Origin of the sequence: Clostridium sp. BSD9I1 (assembly GCF_900185645.1) — a bacterium.
GTDB lineage: Bacteria > Bacillota > Clostridia > Clostridiales > Clostridiaceae > Clostridium_AK.
The window spans coordinates 225,278-245,434 of record NZ_FYAM01000027.1 but is presented as its reverse complement, the minus strand read 5'-3'; the positions used below and the strand labels follow the sequence as shown (position 1 = coordinate 245,434).

The 20,157-nt window shown below is 33.6% G+C and carries 21 protein-coding genes; 8 read left to right on the top strand and 13 right to left on the bottom strand.

Going from position 1 to position 20,157, the window contains the following annotated elements:
• Nucleotide 1: 1 nt before the first annotated feature.
• Complete coding sequence (locus BSD9I1_RS18055; RefSeq protein WP_186431481.1) at nt 2-679, bottom strand: TVP38/TMEM64 family protein; 678 nt, start codon at nt 677-679, stop codon at nt 2-4.
• Between the two features lie 294 nt (nt 680-973).
• Here BSD9I1_RS18055 and thiS point away from each other — a divergent pair, with 294 nt between their 5' ends.
• From thiS to BSD9I1_RS18030, 5 genes are read left to right on the top strand one after another with little or no spacing between them, the layout of a single operon-like run.
• Entirely contained in the window at nt 974-1,168 is a 195-nt protein-coding gene (thiS, locus tag BSD9I1_RS18050; RefSeq protein WP_186431480.1) for a sulfur carrier protein ThiS, read from the top strand.
• Between the two features lie 3 nt (nt 1,169-1,171).
• Nucleotides 1,172-1,975 carry a sulfur carrier protein ThiS adenylyltransferase ThiF gene (gene thiF, locus BSD9I1_RS18045; RefSeq protein ID WP_186431479.1) on the top strand — a complete coding sequence of 268 codons (804 nt, stop codon included), beginning with the start codon at nt 1,172-1,174 and terminating at the stop codon, nt 1,973-1,975.
• Nucleotides 1,976-1,990: 15 nt separating this feature from the next.
• Nucleotides 1,991-2,758: a thiazole synthase gene (locus BSD9I1_RS18040; RefSeq protein ID WP_186431478.1), complete on the top strand. Its 768-nt coding sequence runs from the start codon at nt 1,991-1,993 to the stop codon at nt 2,756-2,758.
• Between the two features lie 2 nt (nt 2,759-2,760).
• A complete protein-coding gene (gene thiH / locus BSD9I1_RS18035) occupies nt 2,761-3,915 on the top strand; it encodes a 2-iminoacetate synthase ThiH (protein ID WP_186431477.1) in 1,155 nt (384 codons plus the stop codon).
• Nucleotides 3,916-3,924: 9 nt separating this feature from the next.
• Nucleotides 3,925-4,509, top strand: a complete 585-nt coding sequence (locus BSD9I1_RS18030) for a thiamine phosphate synthase (protein WP_186431476.1) — start codon at nt 3,925-3,927, stop codon at nt 4,507-4,509.
• A gap of 87 nt (nt 4,510-4,596) precedes the next feature.
• Here BSD9I1_RS18030 and BSD9I1_RS18025 read toward each other — a convergent pair whose 3' ends face one another.
• On the bottom strand, nt 4,597-5,322 hold the full coding sequence (locus BSD9I1_RS18025) for a VCBS repeat-containing protein (RefSeq protein WP_186431475.1): 726 nt from the start codon (nt 5,320-5,322) through the stop codon (nt 4,597-4,599).
• Nucleotides 5,323-5,551: 229 nt separating this feature from the next.
• Between BSD9I1_RS18025 and BSD9I1_RS18020 the strand changes: the two genes are divergently transcribed.
• Nucleotides 5,552-6,880: a DUF346 domain-containing protein gene (locus tag BSD9I1_RS18020; RefSeq protein WP_186431474.1), complete on the top strand. Its 1,329-nt coding sequence runs from the start codon at nt 5,552-5,554 to the stop codon at nt 6,878-6,880.
• Nucleotides 6,881-6,958: 78 nt separating this feature from the next.
• Here BSD9I1_RS18020 and BSD9I1_RS18015 read toward each other — a convergent pair whose 3' ends face one another.
• The 5 genes from BSD9I1_RS18015 to BSD9I1_RS17995 form a co-directional block, all read right to left on the bottom strand.
• Complete coding sequence (locus tag BSD9I1_RS18015; RefSeq protein WP_186431473.1) at nt 6,959-7,645, bottom strand: hypothetical protein; 687 nt, start codon at nt 7,643-7,645, stop codon at nt 6,959-6,961.
• Nucleotides 7,646-7,718: 73 nt separating this feature from the next.
• The gene (locus BSD9I1_RS18010; RefSeq protein ID WP_186431472.1) at nt 7,719-8,285 is read right to left on the bottom strand and encodes a TetR/AcrR family transcriptional regulator; all 567 of its coding nucleotides are present in this window, start codon (nt 8,283-8,285) and stop codon (nt 7,719-7,721) included.
• Between the two features lie 97 nt (nt 8,286-8,382).
• Nucleotides 8,383-9,009, bottom strand: coding sequence for a hypothetical protein (locus BSD9I1_RS18005; RefSeq protein WP_186431471.1), 627 nt, complete (start codon nt 9,007-9,009; stop codon nt 8,383-8,385).
• Entirely contained in the window at nt 9,009-9,518 is a 510-nt protein-coding gene (locus tag BSD9I1_RS18000) for a flavodoxin family protein (RefSeq protein ID WP_186431470.1), read from the bottom strand. Before BSD9I1_RS18000 ends, BSD9I1_RS18005 begins: the two co-directional genes overlap by 1 nt.
• 83 nt (nt 9,519-9,601) lie before the next feature.
• Nucleotides 9,602-10,534 carry a YafY family protein gene (locus tag BSD9I1_RS17995; RefSeq protein ID WP_186431469.1) on the bottom strand — a complete coding sequence of 311 codons (933 nt, stop codon included), beginning with the start codon at nt 10,532-10,534 and terminating at the stop codon, nt 9,602-9,604.
• Nucleotides 10,535-10,678: 144 nt separating this feature from the next.
• Between BSD9I1_RS17995 and BSD9I1_RS17990 the strand changes: the two genes are divergently transcribed.
• Nucleotides 10,679-11,101: a pyridoxamine 5'-phosphate oxidase family protein gene (locus BSD9I1_RS17990; RefSeq protein ID WP_186431468.1), complete on the top strand. Its 423-nt coding sequence runs from the start codon at nt 10,679-10,681 to the stop codon at nt 11,099-11,101.
• 146 nt (nt 11,102-11,247) lie between these two features.
• Here BSD9I1_RS17990 and BSD9I1_RS17985 read toward each other — a convergent pair whose 3' ends face one another.
• Complete coding sequence (locus BSD9I1_RS17985; RefSeq protein ID WP_186431467.1) at nt 11,248-13,524, bottom strand: excinuclease ABC subunit UvrA; 2,277 nt, start codon at nt 13,522-13,524, stop codon at nt 11,248-11,250.
• Nucleotides 13,525-13,681: 157 nt separating this feature from the next.
• Between BSD9I1_RS17985 and BSD9I1_RS17980 the strand changes: the two genes are divergently transcribed.
• Entirely contained in the window at nt 13,682-14,617 is a 936-nt protein-coding gene (locus BSD9I1_RS17980; protein ID WP_186431466.1) for a YafY family protein, read from the top strand.
• Between the two features lie 147 nt (nt 14,618-14,764).
• Here the strand turns inward: BSD9I1_RS17980 and BSD9I1_RS17975 are convergent, their stop codons facing one another.
• The 5 genes from BSD9I1_RS17975 to BSD9I1_RS17955 form a co-directional block, all read right to left on the bottom strand.
• Complete coding sequence (locus tag BSD9I1_RS17975; protein ID WP_186431465.1) at nt 14,765-15,943, bottom strand: iron-containing alcohol dehydrogenase; 1,179 nt, start codon at nt 15,941-15,943, stop codon at nt 14,765-14,767.
• Between the two features lie 432 nt (nt 15,944-16,375).
• A complete protein-coding gene (locus BSD9I1_RS17970; protein WP_186431464.1) occupies nt 16,376-16,924 on the bottom strand; it encodes a flavin reductase family protein in 549 nt (182 codons plus the stop codon).
• Between the two features lie 223 nt (nt 16,925-17,147).
• On the bottom strand, nt 17,148-17,894 hold the full coding sequence (locus tag BSD9I1_RS17965) for a flagellar motor protein MotB (protein ID WP_186431463.1): 747 nt from the start codon (nt 17,892-17,894) through the stop codon (nt 17,148-17,150).
• 12 nt (nt 17,895-17,906) lie between these two features.
• Nucleotides 17,907-18,692, bottom strand: coding sequence for a flagellar motor stator protein MotA (gene motA, locus BSD9I1_RS17960; protein ID WP_035311722.1), 786 nt, complete (start codon nt 18,690-18,692; stop codon nt 17,907-17,909).
• Between the two features lie 361 nt (nt 18,693-19,053).
• On the bottom strand, nt 19,054-20,148 hold the full coding sequence (locus BSD9I1_RS17955) for a 4Fe-4S dicluster domain-containing protein (RefSeq protein ID WP_186431462.1): 1,095 nt from the start codon (nt 20,146-20,148) through the stop codon (nt 19,054-19,056).
• Nucleotides 20,149-20,157 lie beyond the last annotated feature (9 nt).

Sequence of the window (20,157 nt, the reverse complement as noted above, 5' to 3'; positions counted from 1 at the left end):
ATTATTTAACAGCATTAATTAATTTATCTTCCATCTTATTACCATTCTTTACTATAAAAATCACGCATAGTGCAATTATTCCCCATACCCACCATGGTACTATTATATTCGAAGATCCCAATGCAGATGCAGCTAGTATTTCCCATGGTCTTGCTAAAAGCATTATTGTGAAGTATCTGCTTAAACTCATCTTGCTAATTCCAACTAAAAATCCAATAATATCGTCTGGTAGAAACGGAAGAAGAAACATTAGCATAATTAACAGCTCTCCCCTTTTGGATGAAATAATCTCCTCATACTTATCTGAAACCTTATGGCTTACAAACTTGTTTGTAAAAGACCTTCCAAATTTTCTTGCAAGAATAAATACCACTATAGAGCCGCTTATTATGGCTACCATACTAATAAAAAATGATCCCCACATGCCAAACATCATTCCACCAACCACAGCACTTACATTACTAGGTATTGGTGCAATAATAACAGATGCAAATTGTACTATAAAAAATATAATATATGCATTTTTACCATATCCCTCAATATACTTTTTTAAATCCTCCATAGAAGTCATATGATTTAAGATTCCGCTGGATTTAGCATAAATAAATATTCCCGCTAGTCCACATAGAGTTACTAATAATAAAAAATAGAACTTTAATTTATTCTTTTGTATATTCATAAACAGTATTCATCCTCCTAGTTATCTATTTGTACATACTGATTATGAAGTATATAATTTAAAATTAGATTAAAAACCTCTTAAGAAAATCTTAATTTTAAGCAAAAATAATCATTGTTAATAAAATATTATCTCAATTACACTTGCCACTTGCCACGTGGGTGGCACTATGATATAATATCACCAATATAATATTGTTCGTGAATAATAAGCACAAAATGGGGTACACCACCGAAAGGGTGTAAGGCCATTTTGTGCTTTTTTTGCGGGCATTTCTGGGAAGGAAGTGAAAATATGAGAGTAAATGGAACTGATATTTCCTTAAATGGAGCGCAAAGTTTATTTGATTTCTTAAAGGGTCAAAATTACGATATTACTAAAATTGCAGTGGAGCGTAATGGTGAAATTGTTTCGAAATCAGCATATAAAATTGTTATGCTTGATGATGAGGATACTTTAGAGATTGTTAGATTTGTAGGAGGAGGCTAATAAATGAAAGTAACAGTAAACGGCAAAGAAATGGAGCTAACCTGCAGCACAGCATTTGAGCTGCGAAACCAAATTGGAAATGAAACTGACATTGTAATTTTAAACGGCTTTCAAATAGATACTGACTGCAAAATATCAGAAAATGATGTATTAACTATAATACGCAAAGGCACTATGCCTAAGGAAGACGAACTTGAAAGCATGATGATGGCAAGACACACTCCAAATGTACATAAAAAGATTAAAAAAGGTAAAGTTGCCGTAGCGGGTCTTGGAGGTCTTGGATCTAACATTGCAGTTATGCTTGCAAGAATAGGTGTTGGCCAGTTACTTCTAGTGGATTTTGATGTTGTGGAGCCAAGTAACTTAAATAGACAAAGCTATAACATGGGTCACTTAGGGATACCGAAAACATTAGCTCTAAAAAAACAGATAGAAGAAATTAATCCCTTTATCAATGTGGAAACTCAAACCACAAGAGTAACAGAAGATAATGTTAGTGAGCTTTTTAACGGCTATGACATAGTTTGTGAAGCCTTTGATAAACCTGAGGCTAAATCTATGCTTGTAAATACAGCATTGGAAGAACTTACAGATATTAAAATAGTAGCGGCTTCTGGTATGGCTGGATATGATAGTTCAAATTTAATCAAAACAGTAAAACCCATGAATCGCTTATATTTATGTGGGGATTTAGAAAACGGAGCAAAAATTGGACAAGGATTGATGGCACCAAGAGTACAAATATGTGCTGGTCATCAAGCAAATATGATTTTAAGATTATTACTTGGAATAGAAGCTGTATAGGAAAGGATGTTAAAAATGAGTGATAAGTTAATAATTGGTGGGTATGAATTTAAATCAAGATTTATATTAGGTTCAGGTAAATTTTCATTAGATCTAACAAAAGCAGCTATTGAGCATGGTGAAGTAGAAATGGTAACCCTTGCACTACGCCGTGCAAATGTAGGTGGAGAAGAAAACATATTAGATTACATACCAAAGGGAATTACATTACTTCCAAACACTTCTGGAGCAAGAACTGCAGAGGAAGCAGTGAGAATTGCTAGACTTTCAAGAGAAATTGGCTGCGGCAGTTTTGTAAAAGTAGAAGTTATTCATGATTCTAAATATTTAATGCCGGACAACTATGAAACAATTAAGGCTACAGAAATGCTAGCAAAGGAAGGCTTCATTGTTATGCCATATATGTATCCGGATTTGAATGTGGCAAGATCACTTGTAAATGCTGGTGCCTCAGCAGTAATGCCATTAGCTGCACCTATTGGAAGTAATAAAGGGCTTTGTACAAAAGATTTTATACAAATCTTAGTAGATGAAATAAACTTACCTATTATTGTAGATGCTGGTATTGGACGTCCATCTCAAGCCTGTGAAGCAATGGAAATGGGTGTAGATGCTGTTATGTGTAATACTGCAGTTGCAACAGCAAAGGACATTGCAGCAATGGCAAAAGCATTTAAGCAGGCTATTGAAGCAGGACGCAGCGCCTATCTTGCAGGCCTTGGTAGAGTATTGGATTTAAAAGCTGAGGCATCTAGTCCATTAACTGGATTCTTGGAGGATTAATTATGGAATCAAATAGAATAAATCATATGGAATATTTAGACGGAATGGAAGCTCTCAATTCCGATATCATGGACAAGGTATTAAAATTAGTTCATAAGTATGATTATCATCAATATACCGATAGTGATGTGAGAAATGCATTAATGAAAGACAACCTTTCACTAGATGATTATGCAGCCATACTTTCCCCTGCTGCTATGCCCTATTTAGAACACATGGCAAGGAAGGCAATGTCAAAGACTAGAAAACATTTTGGCAATTCTGTTTGCATGTTTACACCATTATATATTTCTAACTATTGTGAAAATCATTGTGTTTACTGCGGCTTTAATTGTAAAAACAAAATTCACAGAGGCAAGCTTTCTTTAAATGAAATAGAGGACGAATTAAAAGAAATTGCATCCACTGGCTTAAAGGAGATTTTACTTTTAACAGGAGAATCTCGTCCTATGTCTGGAATAGAGTATATTGGAGAAGCAGTTAAATTAGCTGCAAAATATTTTTCTACAGTTGGTATTGAAATATATCCATTAAACTCAAATGAATATGATTACTTACATGAATGTGGCGCCGACTTTGTTTCTGTTTATCAAGAAACTTACAATCCGGATAAATACGAACAAGTTCATTTAACCGGTCCAAAAAGAATTTTCCCCTACCGCTTTCATTCACAAGAACGTGCTTTATTAGGCGGCATGCGTGGTGTTTCTTTTGGAGCGCTGCTTGGGCTAGACGACTTTCGAAAGGATGCTTTTGCAGCGGGTTTACATGCATTTTTTATACAGCAAAAATATCCTCATGCAGAAATCTCCTTCTCCACTCCTCGTTTAAGACCTTACATAAACAATGCAGATAATAATCCTAACGATGTTCATGAAAAACAACTTTTACAAGTAATGCTAGCTTATCGATTACTTATGCCCTTTGCCGGAATCACAATTTCCACAAGAGAAAGAGCAGGATTCCGTGACCATGTTATCGGAATGGCAGCTACAAAAATATCAGCAGGTGTAAAAGTTGGTGTTGGCGGCCATAATGGAGATGAAAAAGGTGATGAGCAATTTGAAATTTCTGACCCTAGAAATGTGGATGAAGTGCACCAGATGATTTTAAGCCGAGGACTGCAGCCTGTTTATTCAGATTATGTTAGAGTTTAGGAGGCCAAAATGCTAATTTGTTTAACCAATCGAAAACTTTGCAAAGATGATTTTTTGAATAGAATAAATGACATAGCAAAGGGAAATCCTCATGCAATAATGCTTAGAGAAAAAGATTTAAGCCTAGAAGAATATGAATGCTTAGCTATAAAACTAAAAGAAATCTGTGATATACATGAAGTACCGCTTATTATCAACCAAAATATTCAGGTAGCTTCAAAACTAAAGCTTCCTAATATCCATTTATCAATATCAGATTTAAGAAAATATAAAAGTGAGCTGCATCAGTTTACTAATATAGGTGCATCTGTTCACTCCCTGCTTGAAGCAAAAGAAGCAGAGGATTTAGGAGCTTCCTATTTAATCGCAGGACATATCTTTTCTACGAATTGTAAAAAAGGAGTTCCGCCAAGAGGTCTCTCATTTTTAAAAGAAGCATGCGATTGTACTTCAATTCCGGTATTTGCTATAGGCGGCATAACAAAGGATAAAGTAAAAGATGTTATAAATGCAGGGGCAGCGGGAATGTGTATAATGTCTGAAGCTATGACTTGTCCAAATCCAGTTGAGCTGAGTTACAGTTTTAGAATATAAGTAGAAATTAAAATTAGGACTTTTAAACTTCACTTGAAAAGACCGCCTTTTTAGCAGACGGTCTTTTTTATTAAATTGTAAGTATAGCTATGATTGTAATCCAAAGATAGCAACATTTTGGTTATCCAAAACAAACCTGTTATCTTTCCATTTTAATGTATTCAAAACATATCCTAAAGAATCTGCATTATACCTGCCAGCTATTTTTTGATATGCTAGCAACTCGTACACTCCATTTGAATCAAAATCCACAGGATATAATCCGCTTAATGGATTTACAAATCCACTAATTGGCTGCTTTAGCTTTCCGTTTTCATCATATATTTCACTTAAATACTCTTCTCCCCTGGTAGATATATCTATAATGTACTTCTCATTATTATTTTCACTGATAACTTCAACCTTGTAGTTATCTTTATAAGTAATATCATAATTATATTCTTCATTATATGCATTAAAGTCAAATAATAATTTTGCTACATTGTTAGCAAAGGAATAAATATAGTGATACATTATTCCGCCACTTCCACCTGAATTAATGCTGACTAAGATATCATCTACACCATCTCCAGTAAAATCTCCTAAAAATAGCGTAGGATTATATCCTGCATTTTCACTAAGATGTATCCCCTTAGCCCTACCTGTTGTTCCATCCTGTATTATAAGAGTAATATTTTGAATAAATGGGCTGTCTGGCATTTTTCTACCAGTCAAATATACATTATCAGGTATCCTATCACCATTTACGTCCCCTGTAGCATAAGCAACAACTCTTGGATATATCTCATTAGATCTAAAATAACAATTATACATGGCAACTCCTCTTCAATATAAGCTTTCATAATATCTTATGTACTAAACAATAACCTTGTTACATTCCATTAGATAGAGAACTGTTTTAGTATAAAAGTTGTTAATCATCTCCTATTTTTTTGTTAAAACAAACTTGCCACTTGCCATGTGGGTGGCACCTTTTTTATCTTTCCGAATACAATATAATTGATGAGGATTTAACCCTTAGTAAAATCCAAGGAGGTTTCCAATGTATAATCGTTTTTTTTATTGTCCTAATTGTATAAATCAAGATATTTGCCCATTTTCAAATAATCAAATGCGAAGTGTTGAGGACTTTGATGAATTTGAAAACTTTGAACCCTTCTATGAGGAAGATGAACTTGAAACCGTTCCCTCCTTTTATGAAGAATATGAATTCGATAACTTTAGAGCTCCTCAGCAGGAAGTAACTAGAATATTATCATTACTTAATACTCAGCAGCCTCAACTTAATAAAAGTTTTCAACCTATAGTCGATAATTACTTTAGAAATGTTATAAATTATACAATAGATAATGCAGGAAGACATAGCGGAAACATAAATGCAAGAAGAAATGCTATATTTAATGACTTCAGAAGAAATAATGAGTCGATATTCTCTGATCTTCGTTCAGCCGGTATCCCTAACAATATAATAAATTCAACCATTAGAGATATAATAGAATTTGTTTTAAGAAATATTAGCAGACCTCCTTCACCTGGGCCTGGCCCTGGACCTGCTCCCGGTGATAGATGGAGTCAATGGGAGGATCTTGGTGGAGTTTTAAATTCCGGTCCTGGAGTTTCTTCCTGGGCACCTAACAGGCTTGATGTTTTTGGAGCTGGAACCGATAATTCTTTATATCATAAATGGTGGAATGGTTCACGCTGGAGCGATTGGGAGCGTCTTGGTGGCACTTTAACCTCAGCCCCTGCTGCAGTTTCCTGGGGAAACAATAGAATCGATGTATTTGCTGCTGGTACAAATAATGCAATGTGGCATATATGGTGGGACGGTTCTCGCTGGAGTCAATGGGAAGACCTTGGCGGAGGTTTAACTTCAGCTCCTACTGTTTCTTCTTGGGCAGCTAACAGGCTTGATACCTTTGTAAGAGGTACAGATAATGCTTTATATCACAAATGGTGGGATGGCACCCGCTGGAGTGATTGGGAAAACCTTGGCGGAACATTAACATCTGCACCTAGCGCAGTTTCCTGGGGAAATAATAGAATTGATGTATTTGCCCGCGGTGAACGTAACCGCTTATATCATAAATGGTGGGATGGTTCCCGATGGAGTAATTGGGAGGACCTTGGTGGAAACTTAACCTCAGCTCCTGCAGTATCCTCAAGAGCAGCCAATAGACTTGAAGTATTTGCTAGAGGCCAAAACAATCAATTGATGACAATGTCTTGGAATGGTTCTCGCTGGAGCAATTGGAGCAACCTTGGAGGAAGAATAACTTCTGATCCAGCTGCAGTATCTTGGGGCCCAAGCAGAACCGATGTATTTGCTCGTGGTACAAACAATGCTCTATGGCACATTTGGAGAAGTTAGTTAATTTATTAGAAAAAGCCGGATCAGGTGCTATTTAATCCCCTGGCCCGGCATATTTATTTCTATTGAATTTCATATTTAAACATTAAACTTGCCACTTGCCATGTGGGTGGCACTTTTACTTTTATAACCCATAACTACTATCCAAACGTAGGCCAGGGTCTTTGGTATCATCAATATTCCAATCCATCTGATTTCAGTAGCCCAAATCACAACAGGGATATAAAATGCAAAAGAAAGTACAATTGCAAACCACATAAATTTAAAATTGTTATCATTGTGCTTTTTAGCTTCAGAATAAAAAATACATATTATGATAATTCCCATTATAGCAAACGGAATATTTCTATATATTCCCCATGAAACTGGAGCGTAATAGTTTAGCCAGTCATTTTGAGGAAATAAACATAATGCTATTCTAACAACGCCTAACGCATAAATTGAAAATGTAAGTTTTTTATATCCTTCAATATTATAACGCTGTCTCCATATGTGATACAAAATCACATAAAACATAGTCATAGTAATAGATGTTACTAATTTGCCAAATCCAAGTGCAGCAGCATTTGCCTCAAGTCCAGTTGTTAACAGTGCATAGGATCTAGGTATCAAATGAAACGCATCCCCTGCTCCTAGTAAAATTGCCATCCATCCAAAAAGCTTATACTCTTTATTATCACCACTGTTTCTTGCCATTTTTAATCCTAGCGTAATAACACTAAGTAAATAAACTACATCAAATAAAGTTTCCATAATTGCTTGCATATTAATCCTCCTATTTTAAATATGAACATTGTTCATTTTTATTTATATTAAAAATCATACATAAGTATGACCTTTAATTACATAATATTCTTTTTAAAATTATAGTTAAAAACTTCATGTCCTTTTCATCTTTTCTAAGGATCATAAGCATATTTTCAAATATAAACTGTGCTGTTCTTTCCTTTGAAACAATGTCATTCCAAGGGTAATCCCTTAAGCTATTATCCATATCCATCAAGGTTATAATTCTTGAGTATATTTTTTTAAAGTATTCATTTTGCCTTTGCTTTCCAAGCAATTTTTCTTGTGTTTTTAAAAGCGAAAGCTGATCTAACCAATTTTCCTTGAACTTATGAAGATAAACATATAATAAATCATATATTATTTCTAAGTTATTATAAAAATCATTATAGGCAAGGCTTTCCCAATCAACATTTGAAAAGGCTCCCTCCCAAAAATCCTCGATAACAGCTACCAGTAAATCTCCCTTTGAAGGAAAATAATTATATACCGTTCCTATAGCAATACCACTTTGTTTTGCCACAGATCGTATATCCATCTTTGTAATGCCTTGACTTGCAGCAATATCCTTAGCTGCTGATAAAATACTATCCTTATTGTTTCCATTATGATTTTTCATGTCTTCATATCACCACCTGAACATTGTTCATTTTGATTATATACTAAGCATATGCACTTGTCAATCAGTACATCTACTTAGTAAGCTCTTATTTATTCTATAAATCTCTTGCCTTTAAATTATTTTTCCTAGCTAAGGCTTTCCAACTCATATGTGCTGCGAAGATATACATGCACCTTGGCATTTTTGCTGTTATAAATATATTTTCCTTTGGATGATTACCTGTTTGTAAAGCATTCTTTAAAGAGATGAGAGCATGATAAATAGGCTTTTTAATAAATGCTCGCCAAGGAATAGACTGAGATTCACCTATAAAAGGGCCAGCACCAATTCCTATCCCAAATTCCCAGCTAAGCCCGGCACGTTCACAAAAGTTCTCTATTATCTTAAGAGCATATTTATTTTGTTCCCCTTCAAAAAAACCGCAATTGGAAATGGCATAAACGCTGATATTTTTAGCCGGCTGCTGTTTTATATATTTCTGAAATAACTCTAAAAATTTAATCAAATGTGATGGAAGGGCATCAACATATAATGGAAAAACAAAAAGAATTTTATCACAACTATAAATATCTTCAAATGATCCACTATTATCTGTTTTATCATTTGCATTACAAGCCATCACTTCAACTTTATTATCTAAAAGTTTTATCATTTCATCAATTAAATAACCAGAGCAGCTATCTTTAGTTTTAGGACTTCCATTTATCATACATATTTTCATTAAAGGACCTCCCTTAATTTGGGGATATCTTCAACGCTATCTACAAAGCAGCAGGAAGACTCAACCACATTAAAATTAATTCCATTTGCTATAACAAGCTTTGATAAAGTATCTTTCTCTTTGAGAGTGGCCTCTTCCCCATAAGCTATGACTGTGAACTTTATTCTTTTACTATATCTGCTTTTATGATGCATCTCATTGTTTCGAATTGTAAAAAACGGCCTGATATATCCTATATTACGATCTAGTACATTTTTTACGAATGGACTAAAACCTCCATAACATATTCTGCTTATAATAATTAGCTCCTCACTTTCCGAAAGCAGCTTACCAGTATTACCATAGCCATCTTTGATAATACACTCTCCAGGAGTCTTTAACCAGCATCCGAAACAACCGATGCATTTTTTTATTTCATTTCTCTTAGATATTATTTTTATTTCTTCATTTACTATTGGAAATAAGCTATGAAATTTATTCTCCTCCAAATCATGAATTAATACTTTCATTAAATTCCTCCTATTACTTTTTATTATTGATGACAATTATCCTATTTAAAACACAAAGATGCTACTTAATAATAATTATGAAATCAGTACTTATAAACATTTAGCATATTTTTAATTCGGCGAATAACTTCCTCTCTCACATGCACCGGCTCTAAACATTCACATTTGCCCCCAAACCCAAGTAAAATATTATAGCCAAACTCATCTTCTATAAATGGAAAGTTTACAATTAACTTATTATCTCCATAGTTCTCAATATTCTCTTCTCCACAACGCTCTAACATCTGCTCCCTGAGAGATTCATCAACTAGTAATTTTATCGTTATAATATTTTTCTCTATGTAATCCCATGCTCCTAACGGTTTTGCTTGGAATTCACGAGGAATAAATGTATCCTCTAGGACTTCGAGTTCTGAAATACGAGATAATTTAAAAATACGAAAATCTTCTTTGGAAATACAGTAACCTTGTAAATACCAATTTGTATCTTTTAGCACCAATCGATAAGGTTCAACTTTTCTAATGCTTTGTTTGTTGCTGCGGTCTGAATACTTCAAATGTAGAATCTTCTTCTCGTTCATTCCTCTTTTAATTTTTTCAAGATTGGGTTGTAGGTTTTTATTCCCCATCCACGAGGTAAGATCAATAGTAATTTGGCTTGATTTTAATTCAATATCTCTAATTTGCTCCTTTGGTATCAGACCTTTTACTTTTGCAAGGGTATTAACAATTTCTTCGCTTGACAATGTTGTAGAAATGCTTCCAAGACCCATTAAAAGTGTTGAAATATCAGAGGTTGTAAAAAGTTTCTTATCTACTTTATACTCTTCCATAATTCCAATACCACCATTAACCCCAGGATAAGTAATAATTGGGATGCCTGCCTGGTTTATTGTTTCTATATCTCTATATATAGTTCTAGGTGTCACTTCAAACATTTCAGCAAGCCTTGTTGCACTGACCTTTTTACGTTCAATCAATATCATAATAATGGATATTAACCTATCTATTTTCAACTATCAGCACCCCCTTGATTTTAAATTTATTTATTTTATCATAAAACCATGACATACTGCTGTCAAGATTCCGTGATAGAATAAATCTGTATTGAGGAAGAGGTTTAAATATAATTGAAAATAAGTTATAAAAGGAGAATGAAAATGGATTTTTTACAAGAGTTTAATAGAATAATGGAAACTACTGATAACTTGGCTTTAGCCACTTCTGTGAACAATATCCCTAATGTTAGAGTTGTAAATTTTTATTATGATACTGAAAATCAAGGTATTGTTTATCTTGCGTCTTTTAGAGGAAACACTAAAACTTTGGAGTTTTTGCAAAACAATAATGTAGCATTTACAACAATTCCAACTGAAAACAGTGAACAAATTCGAGTTACCAATGGAAGAGTTCAAAAGAGTGATTTAACAATATACGACTTAAAAGAAGCATTTATAAAAAAACTTCCAAATTATGAAGTAGTAATAGCACAGGCTGGCGATATGTTAGACGTATATGAGATTCATTTTAAAGAAGCATCTGTAACTTTGGATATTGATAAGCATGGAAAAATAACCTTTTAATTTATTTATATTTAAGTTTATAAGGAGAATTCCTTTCATTTTAGGATTCTCCTTTCTTATTTTTTATCATGTAATTTCTCAATTTACTAGACCTTAATTGAAGTTGCTGCAGAATAGACAAACTAATATTTAAATTTTTTACCTAATTATTGTTTTGATAATATATACTGATTTAAATACTTTCCTGTAATAGAAGTCTTATGCTTAATCAAATCTCTAGGCTGTCCTTCAAATATAATTCTCCCTCCATCTTCACCTGCCCCAGGGCCAATGTCTATAATCCAATCTGCTTGGCTCATTATATCAAGATTATGTTCTATCACAATTAAAGTACTGCCCTGATCCACAAGAAAATTCATAATTTTTATCAGCTGTTTTATGTCAGACATGTGCAGTCCTGTAGTAGGCTCATCTAAGACATATATCTGACCTGAATTTTCCAATTCCACTGCAAGCTTAACCCTTTGAAGTTCCCCTCCTGATAAGGTATTTAAAGACTGACCTAAAGTAATATATCCTATCCCTACATTTATTAATTTCTTTAGGGCAGCGACTATTTCCTTTTCATAAAAAAACTCTAAAGCCTCTTCAATAGTCATTTGTAAAACTTCACTAATATTTTTCCCTCGTAGTTTAAACTTAATAACTTCTTCATTAAATCTCTGTCCACCACATACTTCACAAACACTTTCTACTGTATCCATAAATGCCAAGTCTGTATATATTATTCCTAACCCCTTACATTCAGGACAAGCCCCCTTTGAATTAAAGCTAAAAAGAGAAGCTTCAACTTCGTTTTGTTTTGCAAATAAATTTCTAATAGAATCAAAAACTCCCATGTAAGTAGCAATATTAGATCTACTAGAAGTCTGAATAGCTCCTTGGTCTATAAAAATTGCTTCAGGATAATACTTTCTAAATACCTTATTTATAAGAGTGCTTTTTCCGGAACCTGCCACCCCTGTAACTACAGTCATAACATTTTTAGGAATATTAACATTGACGTCTTTTAAATTATATAAAGATGCATGCTCTATATAATACCATCCTTTAGGTTCTCTAAGTTCTTTTTTTAAATAAACTTTATGATTTAGCAAAGTTCCTGTCAATGTACCTGATTTTAATAACCCATTTAAATTCCCTTCATACACTACTTCTCCACCTTTGATGCCAGATTTAGGACCCATATCGATTATATGATCTGCAATTTTAATTACATCTGGATCATGTTCTACGATTATAACAGTATTTCCCTTCTCTTTTAATAACTTTAAAAGGTTATTAATTTTATTTACATCATGAGGATGAAGCCCAATGCTTGGTTCATCGAAAATGTAAGTAATGTCAGTTAAGCTGCTCCCCAGCTGACGAACCATCTTTATTCTTTGAGATTCACCTCCAGAAAGAGTAGATGTCTCTCGATTCAAACTTAAGTATCCTAATCCAACGGAAGTTAAATGTTCTAATCGACTAAGAATACCTTCCACTACTGTGTAGTAAGCAGGTTCTTTGATTAATTGAATAAAGTTAATGAGCTCTGTAATTTGCATTTTTGTACAGTCACCAATACTTTTCCCATTTATTTTGCAATCAAGTACCCTTTGATTAAGTCTAGCACCTTCACATGATGGACAAAGTCCCATTGTAACTACATAATCAATATCCTCTTTGTATAATGCTGCATCCCTGCATTCTTTACTCAAAAAAGACCGTTCAATTCTTGGAATGATCCCTTCATATTTTGAAGTAGTAGGCCATCCTTCAGTGGGATTTGGAGGTTTAAAACCCGTTTTATAAAGAAGTGTGTCCCATTCATCCTCAGTATAATCCTTTAACTTTTTATCATTATCAAACAGCCCAGTACAAACATAACGCTTCCACCTGAACTCTCCTGGTCTAAAGGTTGGGAACTGAATTGCCCCCTCATTTAATGACTTTTCCCTATCAATCAGCCTATCAACATTAAATATTTTTGCTGTTCCTAATCCTTCACATTTGGGACACATGCCCTTTGGATTGTTAAATGAAAACATATCTGAATATCCAACAAAGGGCTTTCCAAGGCGGGCAAACAATAACCTTAACAATGAATATATATCAGTAATGGTTCCAACTGTTGATCTTGCATTACCACCAATTCTCTTTTGATTAATGATAATTGCCACGGATAAGTTTTCAATTGAATCTACGCTAGGTTTACCATAGTGCGGAAGGCGATGGCGTATAAAGCTTGAGTAAGTTTCATTTAATTGACGCTGGGATTCCGCTGCAATTGTATCAAATACAAGTGCTGATTTCCCCGATCCTGAAACACCTGTAAAAACAGTGATTTTTCCTTTGGGAACTGTCACATTCACAGCTTTTAGATTTTTTTCTCTAGCCCCAATGATTTGTATATTATTTTGTGAGCCTTGCTCCTTCATAACAACTCTCCTTTCTATGCTACAAACTTTGATGAGATTGCTTTGACTAACTATCATAGATAATATATACTTTTAACATGACAATTATTGTCCAGTTTTACTTAAAACTATGTTTTTATATAAAATAATTCCATGTATCGAGTATTTAGGAGGATTTATGTCAAAGGCAAAACAAATATTTGATTTAATTATGTATGTAAATACTAAGAGGAATTTTACTGCCCAAGATGTTGCATATGAATTTAATATATCTGTTAGAACTGCACATAGGTATCTAATGGAGCTAAGTGAATTAGGAGTTCCCTTATATACAGAGCAAGGGCGAAGTGGCGGTTATCGTGTACTAAAAAATAGAATGCTTCCCCCAGTTATATTTGATGAAAATGAAGCATTAGCAATTTTTTTTGCCTTTCAGTCTCTAAAATACTACAAATCACTGCCATTTGATGCAAACATCAATTCTGCATCTAGAAAATTACTTGCTATTGCTCCTGAGGATGCTAGCAATAAGATAAAACGTTTAGAATCTGTTTTATCCTTTTGGAATCCAGAAAGAACCGTTGCTTCTCCATTTTTAAAAGACATAATTGATGCCTCTATTGGAGATAATATCCTAATAATAAAATACCGTTCAAAATCGAAAGATAAAACGCGAGAAGTTAAGCCCATTGGAACATATGCATATGACGGACTTTGGTATATGCCCGCTTTAGATACTGAAAATAATAAGATTAAGCTATTTAGAGTTGATAGGATATTGTCTTTAGAAATCTCCAATAGAATCATTGATTTTGAAATGAATTTAACAGATTGGTTCGATAGTTTTAATACACTTAAAACACCTGTACGATTATACGTTGAATTAACAAGAGAAGGAATTAGAGAGTGCCAAAGTAAAGCCTGGCTGCAGCCTCATATAGTTGTCGCTGATGCTGAAAATGGATATATTGACACACTAATTGATGAAAGTGAAATAGAATTTGTCTCTAATTACTTTTTTCAATTAGGTACTTTTGCAAAGGTAATTGAACCCAAAGAGATAGTAGATAACATAAAAAAGAAAGCTAACGATATGGTAGGTCATTATTTGTAAGAAAAATCATTTTTTATAATCGATATGCAAATCCTATAGCTATTAATTAGCGTCAAGCAGTTCTATTGTACATAAAAATGACTTTTCACAATTGTCGGATACACATTGTGAAAAGTCATTCTTTATCACCTAAATAAAACTATGATGTTATCTCGACATAGTATAAATGTTTTTCATATCCTCCATATCAAGCTTTTGAAATGCTCCAATAGTTCTCGTCTTGCCAAAGCTGCACTTATGAGCTAGTTCATCAATTTGTTTATCTGTTAATTGAACTCCAAGCTCGCTTATAGATGTTGGCATCTCTATGAAACGATAGAAGTTTTCCATTGCTTCTATTCCATCTATTGCAACTTTTTCGGGATTTCTGAAGTCATTAGATATTCCCATTACATTTACTGCAAATTGTACAAAGCGTGAAATATTTGTCTTATACACATATCTAGCCCAGCTTCCCCATACAGCAGCCAATCCTGCACCATGAGCTACATCAAACATTCCACCAAGTTCATGTTCTAATTGATGGCATGACCAATCTCCGATAGAACCACATCCAGTTAAATCATTGTGTGAAAGACTTCCAGCCCACATAATTTCAGCACGTGCCTTATAATTTTCAGGATCTTTCATTAATATTTTTGTGTTATAAATTACAGTTCTCATTAGTCCTTCGCTAATACTATCTGTAAGCTGCATACTTTCTACTGTGGTAAAATATCGTTCCATAGTGTGCATTAATATATCTGTACAGCCACTTGCAGTCTGATACTTTGGAAGCGTATAGGTAAGCTCAGGATTCATAATCGCAAATTTGCAGCGCCCATATTCAGTATTGCATGCTCTTTTTAACCAGCCTTCTTCATTTGTTATTACAGATGAGTTACTCATCTCACTTCCTGCAGCTGAAATAGTGAGAATTGCTCCAATCGGTAAACATCCAATAGGCTTAACCTTACCTTCATACAAGTCCCATACGTCACAATCGTTCACCATACCGTATCCAATTGCCTTAGCAGAATCAATAACACTACCTCCGCCAACTGCCAGTATAAAATCAACACCTTCATTTTTACATAACTCAATACCTTCATATACCTTAGAAAGTCTAGGATTTGGAACTACACCTCCTAAACTTACATAATCAACTTCTGCATTTTTTAAAGAATCAAAAATCCTATCTAGCAGACCAGATTTTTTTGCACTACTTCCTCCAAAATGAACTAATACCTTTTTACAGTTCTGCGCCTTCACAAGAGCGCCAATTTTTGCTTCTGCATTCTTTCCAAAAACCACTTTAGTAGGTGCATAAAACTCAAAATTTCGCATTATTAACACACTCCTTAGCTTCAATTTATCATATAACTAAAAATACTATCTAAATCTTTAAACCACTACAATAATTATACAATAACTTAGAATAGCTTTGTTGTATTCTTTAAAAAATTTACATATTTAGGCAACATCTCTTATCTCTTATAAATTGGAATTTTTCTTTATGAGTTCTCTAGCTCTATCTTTTTTCTTAATACAATTTATACACATATTCTCAAATCCACCTCATTTAATAATTTGATGTGAATTCTTGAAAATGATCATTCTTAATTAACAAAATGGGTTGCAAATGAACATACTTCATCTGCAACCCTTATATACTCTTATAAAATATAGCACATTAAAAACTACATTAAAGTAGTTTCCAATTAATGCCTATAATAAGATACATATTAAAGTGTTTGAATGTTCATTGCAAGAATCCTTTTACTTGCTGCCATCACATGCTTTAAATATTGACCCAACTCTATCATTTAAATCAAAGTATCCCGAATTCATTAATATAGTTGGTTTAACTTTTAAAGCATTTGGTCTTCCATTTTCTAAGCAATCATCATTTGCATATGCAGCAACAATCTCACCAATAAACATTGTAAAATCAAACATAGGAATAGTTTGTATTACCTTACAAAGATAATTTACAGGACACTCCCTTATCAATGGTGCATTCCCTGCCTCATCATAAAATGATTCGAAGACCTTTGATTTATCTACCTTATTGCCAGAAACAGTTCCGCAGTAATCAGTTTTCTCAACAGACTCAGATGAAGGAATGTTTACACTGAAAAAACCATTTTCCAGTACTCCTTTTGTAGTACAGTGAGTATTCTTTAGTGAAATGTAAAGCACGGGCTTTTGACTTACAACTCCATATGCACCAATGGTAGCATAGTTTGGTTTTCCATTAACAGTAGCTCCTGCTAGAACGGCAATATATGGTCCAAAAGGAATGTTTGATATCTTTTGTTTTATCATATTTATTCTCCCATCCAATTATATTTTTGTTGCAACAATGAATATTATAAGATAAAATAAAATAAATTTATAGACTTTTTCTTTCCAATGAGCTATCATATAGATAGAGTACGCCCCTTAGAAGGTGTACTCTTTTTTATTAGTTTTAACACTGATATAAATAAACGCTAACAGGCACCTATTAGCAATAGATGCCTGTTCTTTATAATAAAAACTAATTTTTCTATTTTGCCTTATCATCCTTAGCAGGTGCTGAATACTTACGAACAACAAAAATTTCCACTCTTCTATTTCTTGCTCTACCTTCCTCTGTAGAATTATCGTACTTAGGCATATATTCAGCATAAGCCTCAATTGATAATTTTCCTGAATCTATTCCTCCTGCGTCAGCCATAAAATTCATTACATTTATAGCTCTCATTGCACTTAGCTCCCAATTTGAATGAAATTTTTCATTGCTAATAGGAATGTTATCTGTGTGTCCTACAACTTTAACATTGTTATCTAATTTGTGAATCATGCTTGAAATTTGCAGAAGTAATGGCTCTACTTCTTTTAGCACTCTTGCATCACCTGAATTAAAAAGCACAACGTCCTGTATTGAAATTCCTAATCCTTCATCATTAAGGTTAAGTTTAACATTATCAGAATATCCCCTCTTTTTAATTTCTTGCTGCAGCGTTCCCATAACTTCTTTCATCTTCTTGTCTTCAACTACATTATCAGCAGTAGACGCTGGCTTTGATTCATCGGCCACAAATCCTGTACTACCATTTTCCGTCATCACCCCACTGCCACCTGAAAAAATAACATTAAAATCTTCACTAACACTTTTAAACTTTGCTTTATCAAGTTCACTCATAGCAAACATAACGATAAAAAGCGCCAATAAAAGGGTTAGCATATCTCCATAAGGAATAAGCCATGATTCATCCACATGTTCTTCATGATGTTCTTTTTTCTTCCTCATCATTGATCTCCTTTAAGCATTTCCATTGCTCTTCTCAACGCTTATTCTATCTTTTGGTTTCAACATACCAAGTAATTTCATTTCTATACTTTTTGGATTTTTTCCTTCCTGAATACATAATACACCTTCAAGTATAATACGCATATTAGTTACTTCCTCGTGGGATTTTCTCTTTAATCTAGTTGCAAAAGGATGAAGAATTACATAGCCAAAGAAAATTCCATAAAGTGTTGCAACGAATGCAGCAGCTATCATATGTCCAAGTTTTTCAGTATCATTTAAGTTTCCAAGGGCACCAATTAAACCTATAACAGCTCCTAGAACTCCAAGCGTTGGTGCAGACCCCCCTGCTGTTGTAAAAATTGAAGCACCTGCACGATGCCTTTCTTCCATTTCTTCAATTTCGATATTTAAAACATCACTAATAAATTCCGGATCTGAACCATCTACTACCATCTCAAAGCCTTTTTTCATAAACTTATTGTCCAGTCCTTGTATGGTAGCTTCAAGTGATAATAATCCATTTTTTCGAGTTGATTGAGACATATCAACGATTTGTTTCACAATATCAGCTGGACTTTCCCCTTTTTTATCTTTGAAAAGAACGCCTATAATCTTAGGGATTCTGAGAAATTCATTCTTTGGAAACGAGTTCATTACCGCCGCAATTGTACCAACAATAATTATAATAGCAGCAGCAGGATTTAATAGTACCGCAACATCTGCACCTTTTACAATCATTCCGACAATTACTGAGAAAAAACCTATGGCAATCCCTAAAAGTAAAAAAATATCCATTTTATGCCTCCTTAATTCTTTCGTTATATATAAATTATGCTAAGTTTAAAAATCCAATAATTAGATCACAAACAATCCCCAAGAATAATTTAATCTTCAAGTAATAATTCGGCTAGTTTTATCCTAGCTTTAGATATAATTTACTAAACTTTCCTTTTATTATATCATTCTTGATAATATGTATCAATAATCGACATAATATTGTAACTATTTGAAAAATATTCTTACATGACTCTTTCCAAGCACTTCTTTAGTTCCTTATGTTGTATACTGATTAACTTCCTCCTATGCCACCATTATAAAGAAAACCGGCCAAAGTGAAATTCACTTTAACCGGCATATTTTCATATATAATATTCATTTAAATTGAAACATCCTTAGATGTTCCTTGTTTTCTCTGCTTCCTATCCAAATACTTGGTTGAATAAGATAAAGTTTTTGTAGGGCAGGCATCTACACAGTGTCCGCATCCCACACATCTAAGCTCCTTAACCTCTTCACTATTCTCAGCTTTTTTTCTAATATCAATAGCCATAGGACAGGCTGAATTACATTTACTACATTGAGCGCATTTTGTATTGTCTGTAGTAATCTTTTGACCTGCAACTTTCCCTATAAGTCCTAAAACAGTACCTAATGGGCAATAGTAGCAATATCCCCTACCCGTAAAAGCTACCCAAAAAAACATAGCCATTAACAGTTCTCCAACTAGATACTTATAATTCTCCATCTTACTAATTACATTGCTATCTCCAGGAACTGATATACCTAATGAAATCATTACCCAATATAAACTAAATAAAATGGAAACAAAAAGAAATATCCATCTTAAAATAGAAAAAATCTTAAGTGTCCTTGGCTTCACTTCACTTGCTTTTCCAACTAACGGAAATGCTGGAGCAAACACTTCTGATGCAAAACCATTAAAAAGGCATAGGGTAGAACATTGCCACCGCCTCCCAAATAAAAGCGTTCCTAAAAGTACTAAAATGCACATAATAATATAAAATGCTAATGCAGTTGTTATCCCTGTTAAGCCCCATACAGGGAATCGGCTAGCATAAAAGTTAGATGTCGTATCTAATAATTGTAAGGGTGTAGTAGTCCAGGGTAATGGCATTGTAAAAAAATATAACTCAGAGTTTTTTAAAAACAAAGGTCCTACTATATGAACAACCATGGCAGATATAATAAAGCCAATCAAATTTCTCTTTCTCATTGTGTTTATCTCAGAACCGCCCACTATTCTTAATGTAAGAAAGCTGCATATTATTATAAAAAGAGTTTTTATCCAATTTTCATAGAAATGCCAAAACCATGCAATAAACTTTGCTGTTGATTTTGGTGCATGGCTGGCATATCCATAATTTAATCCTGCAATTATAATACATAGACTGATATATATCCAAAGAATAGCTTTCAAAATCTTTAATTCCTTGCTTTTGCTATTATCCATAGCATTTCA

What these genes read in the sequence shown, in the direction of transcription:
- BSD9I1_RS17970 (WP_186431464.1), bottom strand. Translation starts at nt 16,924, where the DNA reads ATGATAAAACAAAAGATATCAAACATTCCTTTTGGACCATATATTGCC.
- BSD9I1_RS18005 (WP_186431471.1), bottom strand. Translation starts at nt 9,009, where the DNA reads ATGAAAATATGTATGATAAATGGAAGTCCTAAAACTAAAGATAGCTGC.
- motA (WP_035311722.1), bottom strand. Translation starts at nt 18,692, where the DNA reads ATGGATATTTTTTTACTTTTAGGGATTGCCATAGGTTTTTTCTCAGTA.
- BSD9I1_RS17980 (WP_186431466.1), top strand. Translation starts at nt 13,682, where the DNA reads ATGTCAAAGGCAAAACAAATATTTGATTTAATTATGTATGTAAATACT.
- BSD9I1_RS18040 (WP_186431478.1), top strand. Translation starts at nt 1,991, where the DNA reads ATGAGTGATAAGTTAATAATTGGTGGGTATGAATTTAAATCAAGATTT.
- BSD9I1_RS17975 (WP_186431465.1), bottom strand. Translation starts at nt 15,943, where the DNA reads ATGCGAAATTTTGAGTTTTATGCACCTACTAAAGTGGTTTTTGGAAAG.
- thiF (WP_186431479.1), top strand. Translation starts at nt 1,172, where the DNA reads ATGAAAGTAACAGTAAACGGCAAAGAAATGGAGCTAACCTGCAGCACA.
- BSD9I1_RS18010 (WP_186431472.1), bottom strand. Translation starts at nt 8,285, where the DNA reads ATGAAAAATCATAATGGAAACAATAAGGATAGTATTTTATCAGCAGCT.
- thiH (WP_186431477.1), top strand. Translation starts at nt 2,761, where the DNA reads ATGGAATCAAATAGAATAAATCATATGGAATATTTAGACGGAATGGAA.
- BSD9I1_RS18020 (WP_186431474.1), top strand. Translation starts at nt 5,552, where the DNA reads ATGTATAATCGTTTTTTTTATTGTCCTAATTGTATAAATCAAGATATT.
- BSD9I1_RS18030 (WP_186431476.1), top strand. Translation starts at nt 3,925, where the DNA reads ATGCTAATTTGTTTAACCAATCGAAAACTTTGCAAAGATGATTTTTTG.
- BSD9I1_RS17955 (WP_186431462.1), bottom strand. Translation starts at nt 20,148, where the DNA reads ATGGATAATAGCAAAAGCAAGGAATTAAAGATTTTGAAAGCTATTCTT.
- BSD9I1_RS18000 (WP_186431470.1), bottom strand. Translation starts at nt 9,518, where the DNA reads ATGAAAGTATTAATTCATGATTTGGAGGAGAATAAATTTCATAGCTTA.
- BSD9I1_RS17985 (WP_186431467.1), bottom strand. Translation starts at nt 13,524, where the DNA reads ATGAAGGAGCAAGGCTCACAAAATAATATACAAATCATTGGGGCTAGA.
- BSD9I1_RS17990 (WP_186431468.1), top strand. Translation starts at nt 10,679, where the DNA reads ATGGATTTTTTACAAGAGTTTAATAGAATAATGGAAACTACTGATAAC.
- thiS (WP_186431480.1), top strand. Translation starts at nt 974, where the DNA reads ATGAGAGTAAATGGAACTGATATTTCCTTAAATGGAGCGCAAAGTTTA.
- BSD9I1_RS18025 (WP_186431475.1), bottom strand. Translation starts at nt 5,322, where the DNA reads ATGTATAATTGTTATTTTAGATCTAATGAGATATATCCAAGAGTTGTT.
- BSD9I1_RS17965 (WP_186431463.1), bottom strand. Translation starts at nt 17,894, where the DNA reads ATGAGGAAGAAAAAAGAACATCATGAAGAACATGTGGATGAATCATGG.
- BSD9I1_RS18015 (WP_186431473.1), bottom strand. Translation starts at nt 7,645, where the DNA reads ATGCAAGCAATTATGGAAACTTTATTTGATGTAGTTTATTTACTTAGT.
- BSD9I1_RS18055 (WP_186431481.1), bottom strand. Translation starts at nt 679, where the DNA reads ATGAATATACAAAAGAATAAATTAAAGTTCTATTTTTTATTATTAGTA.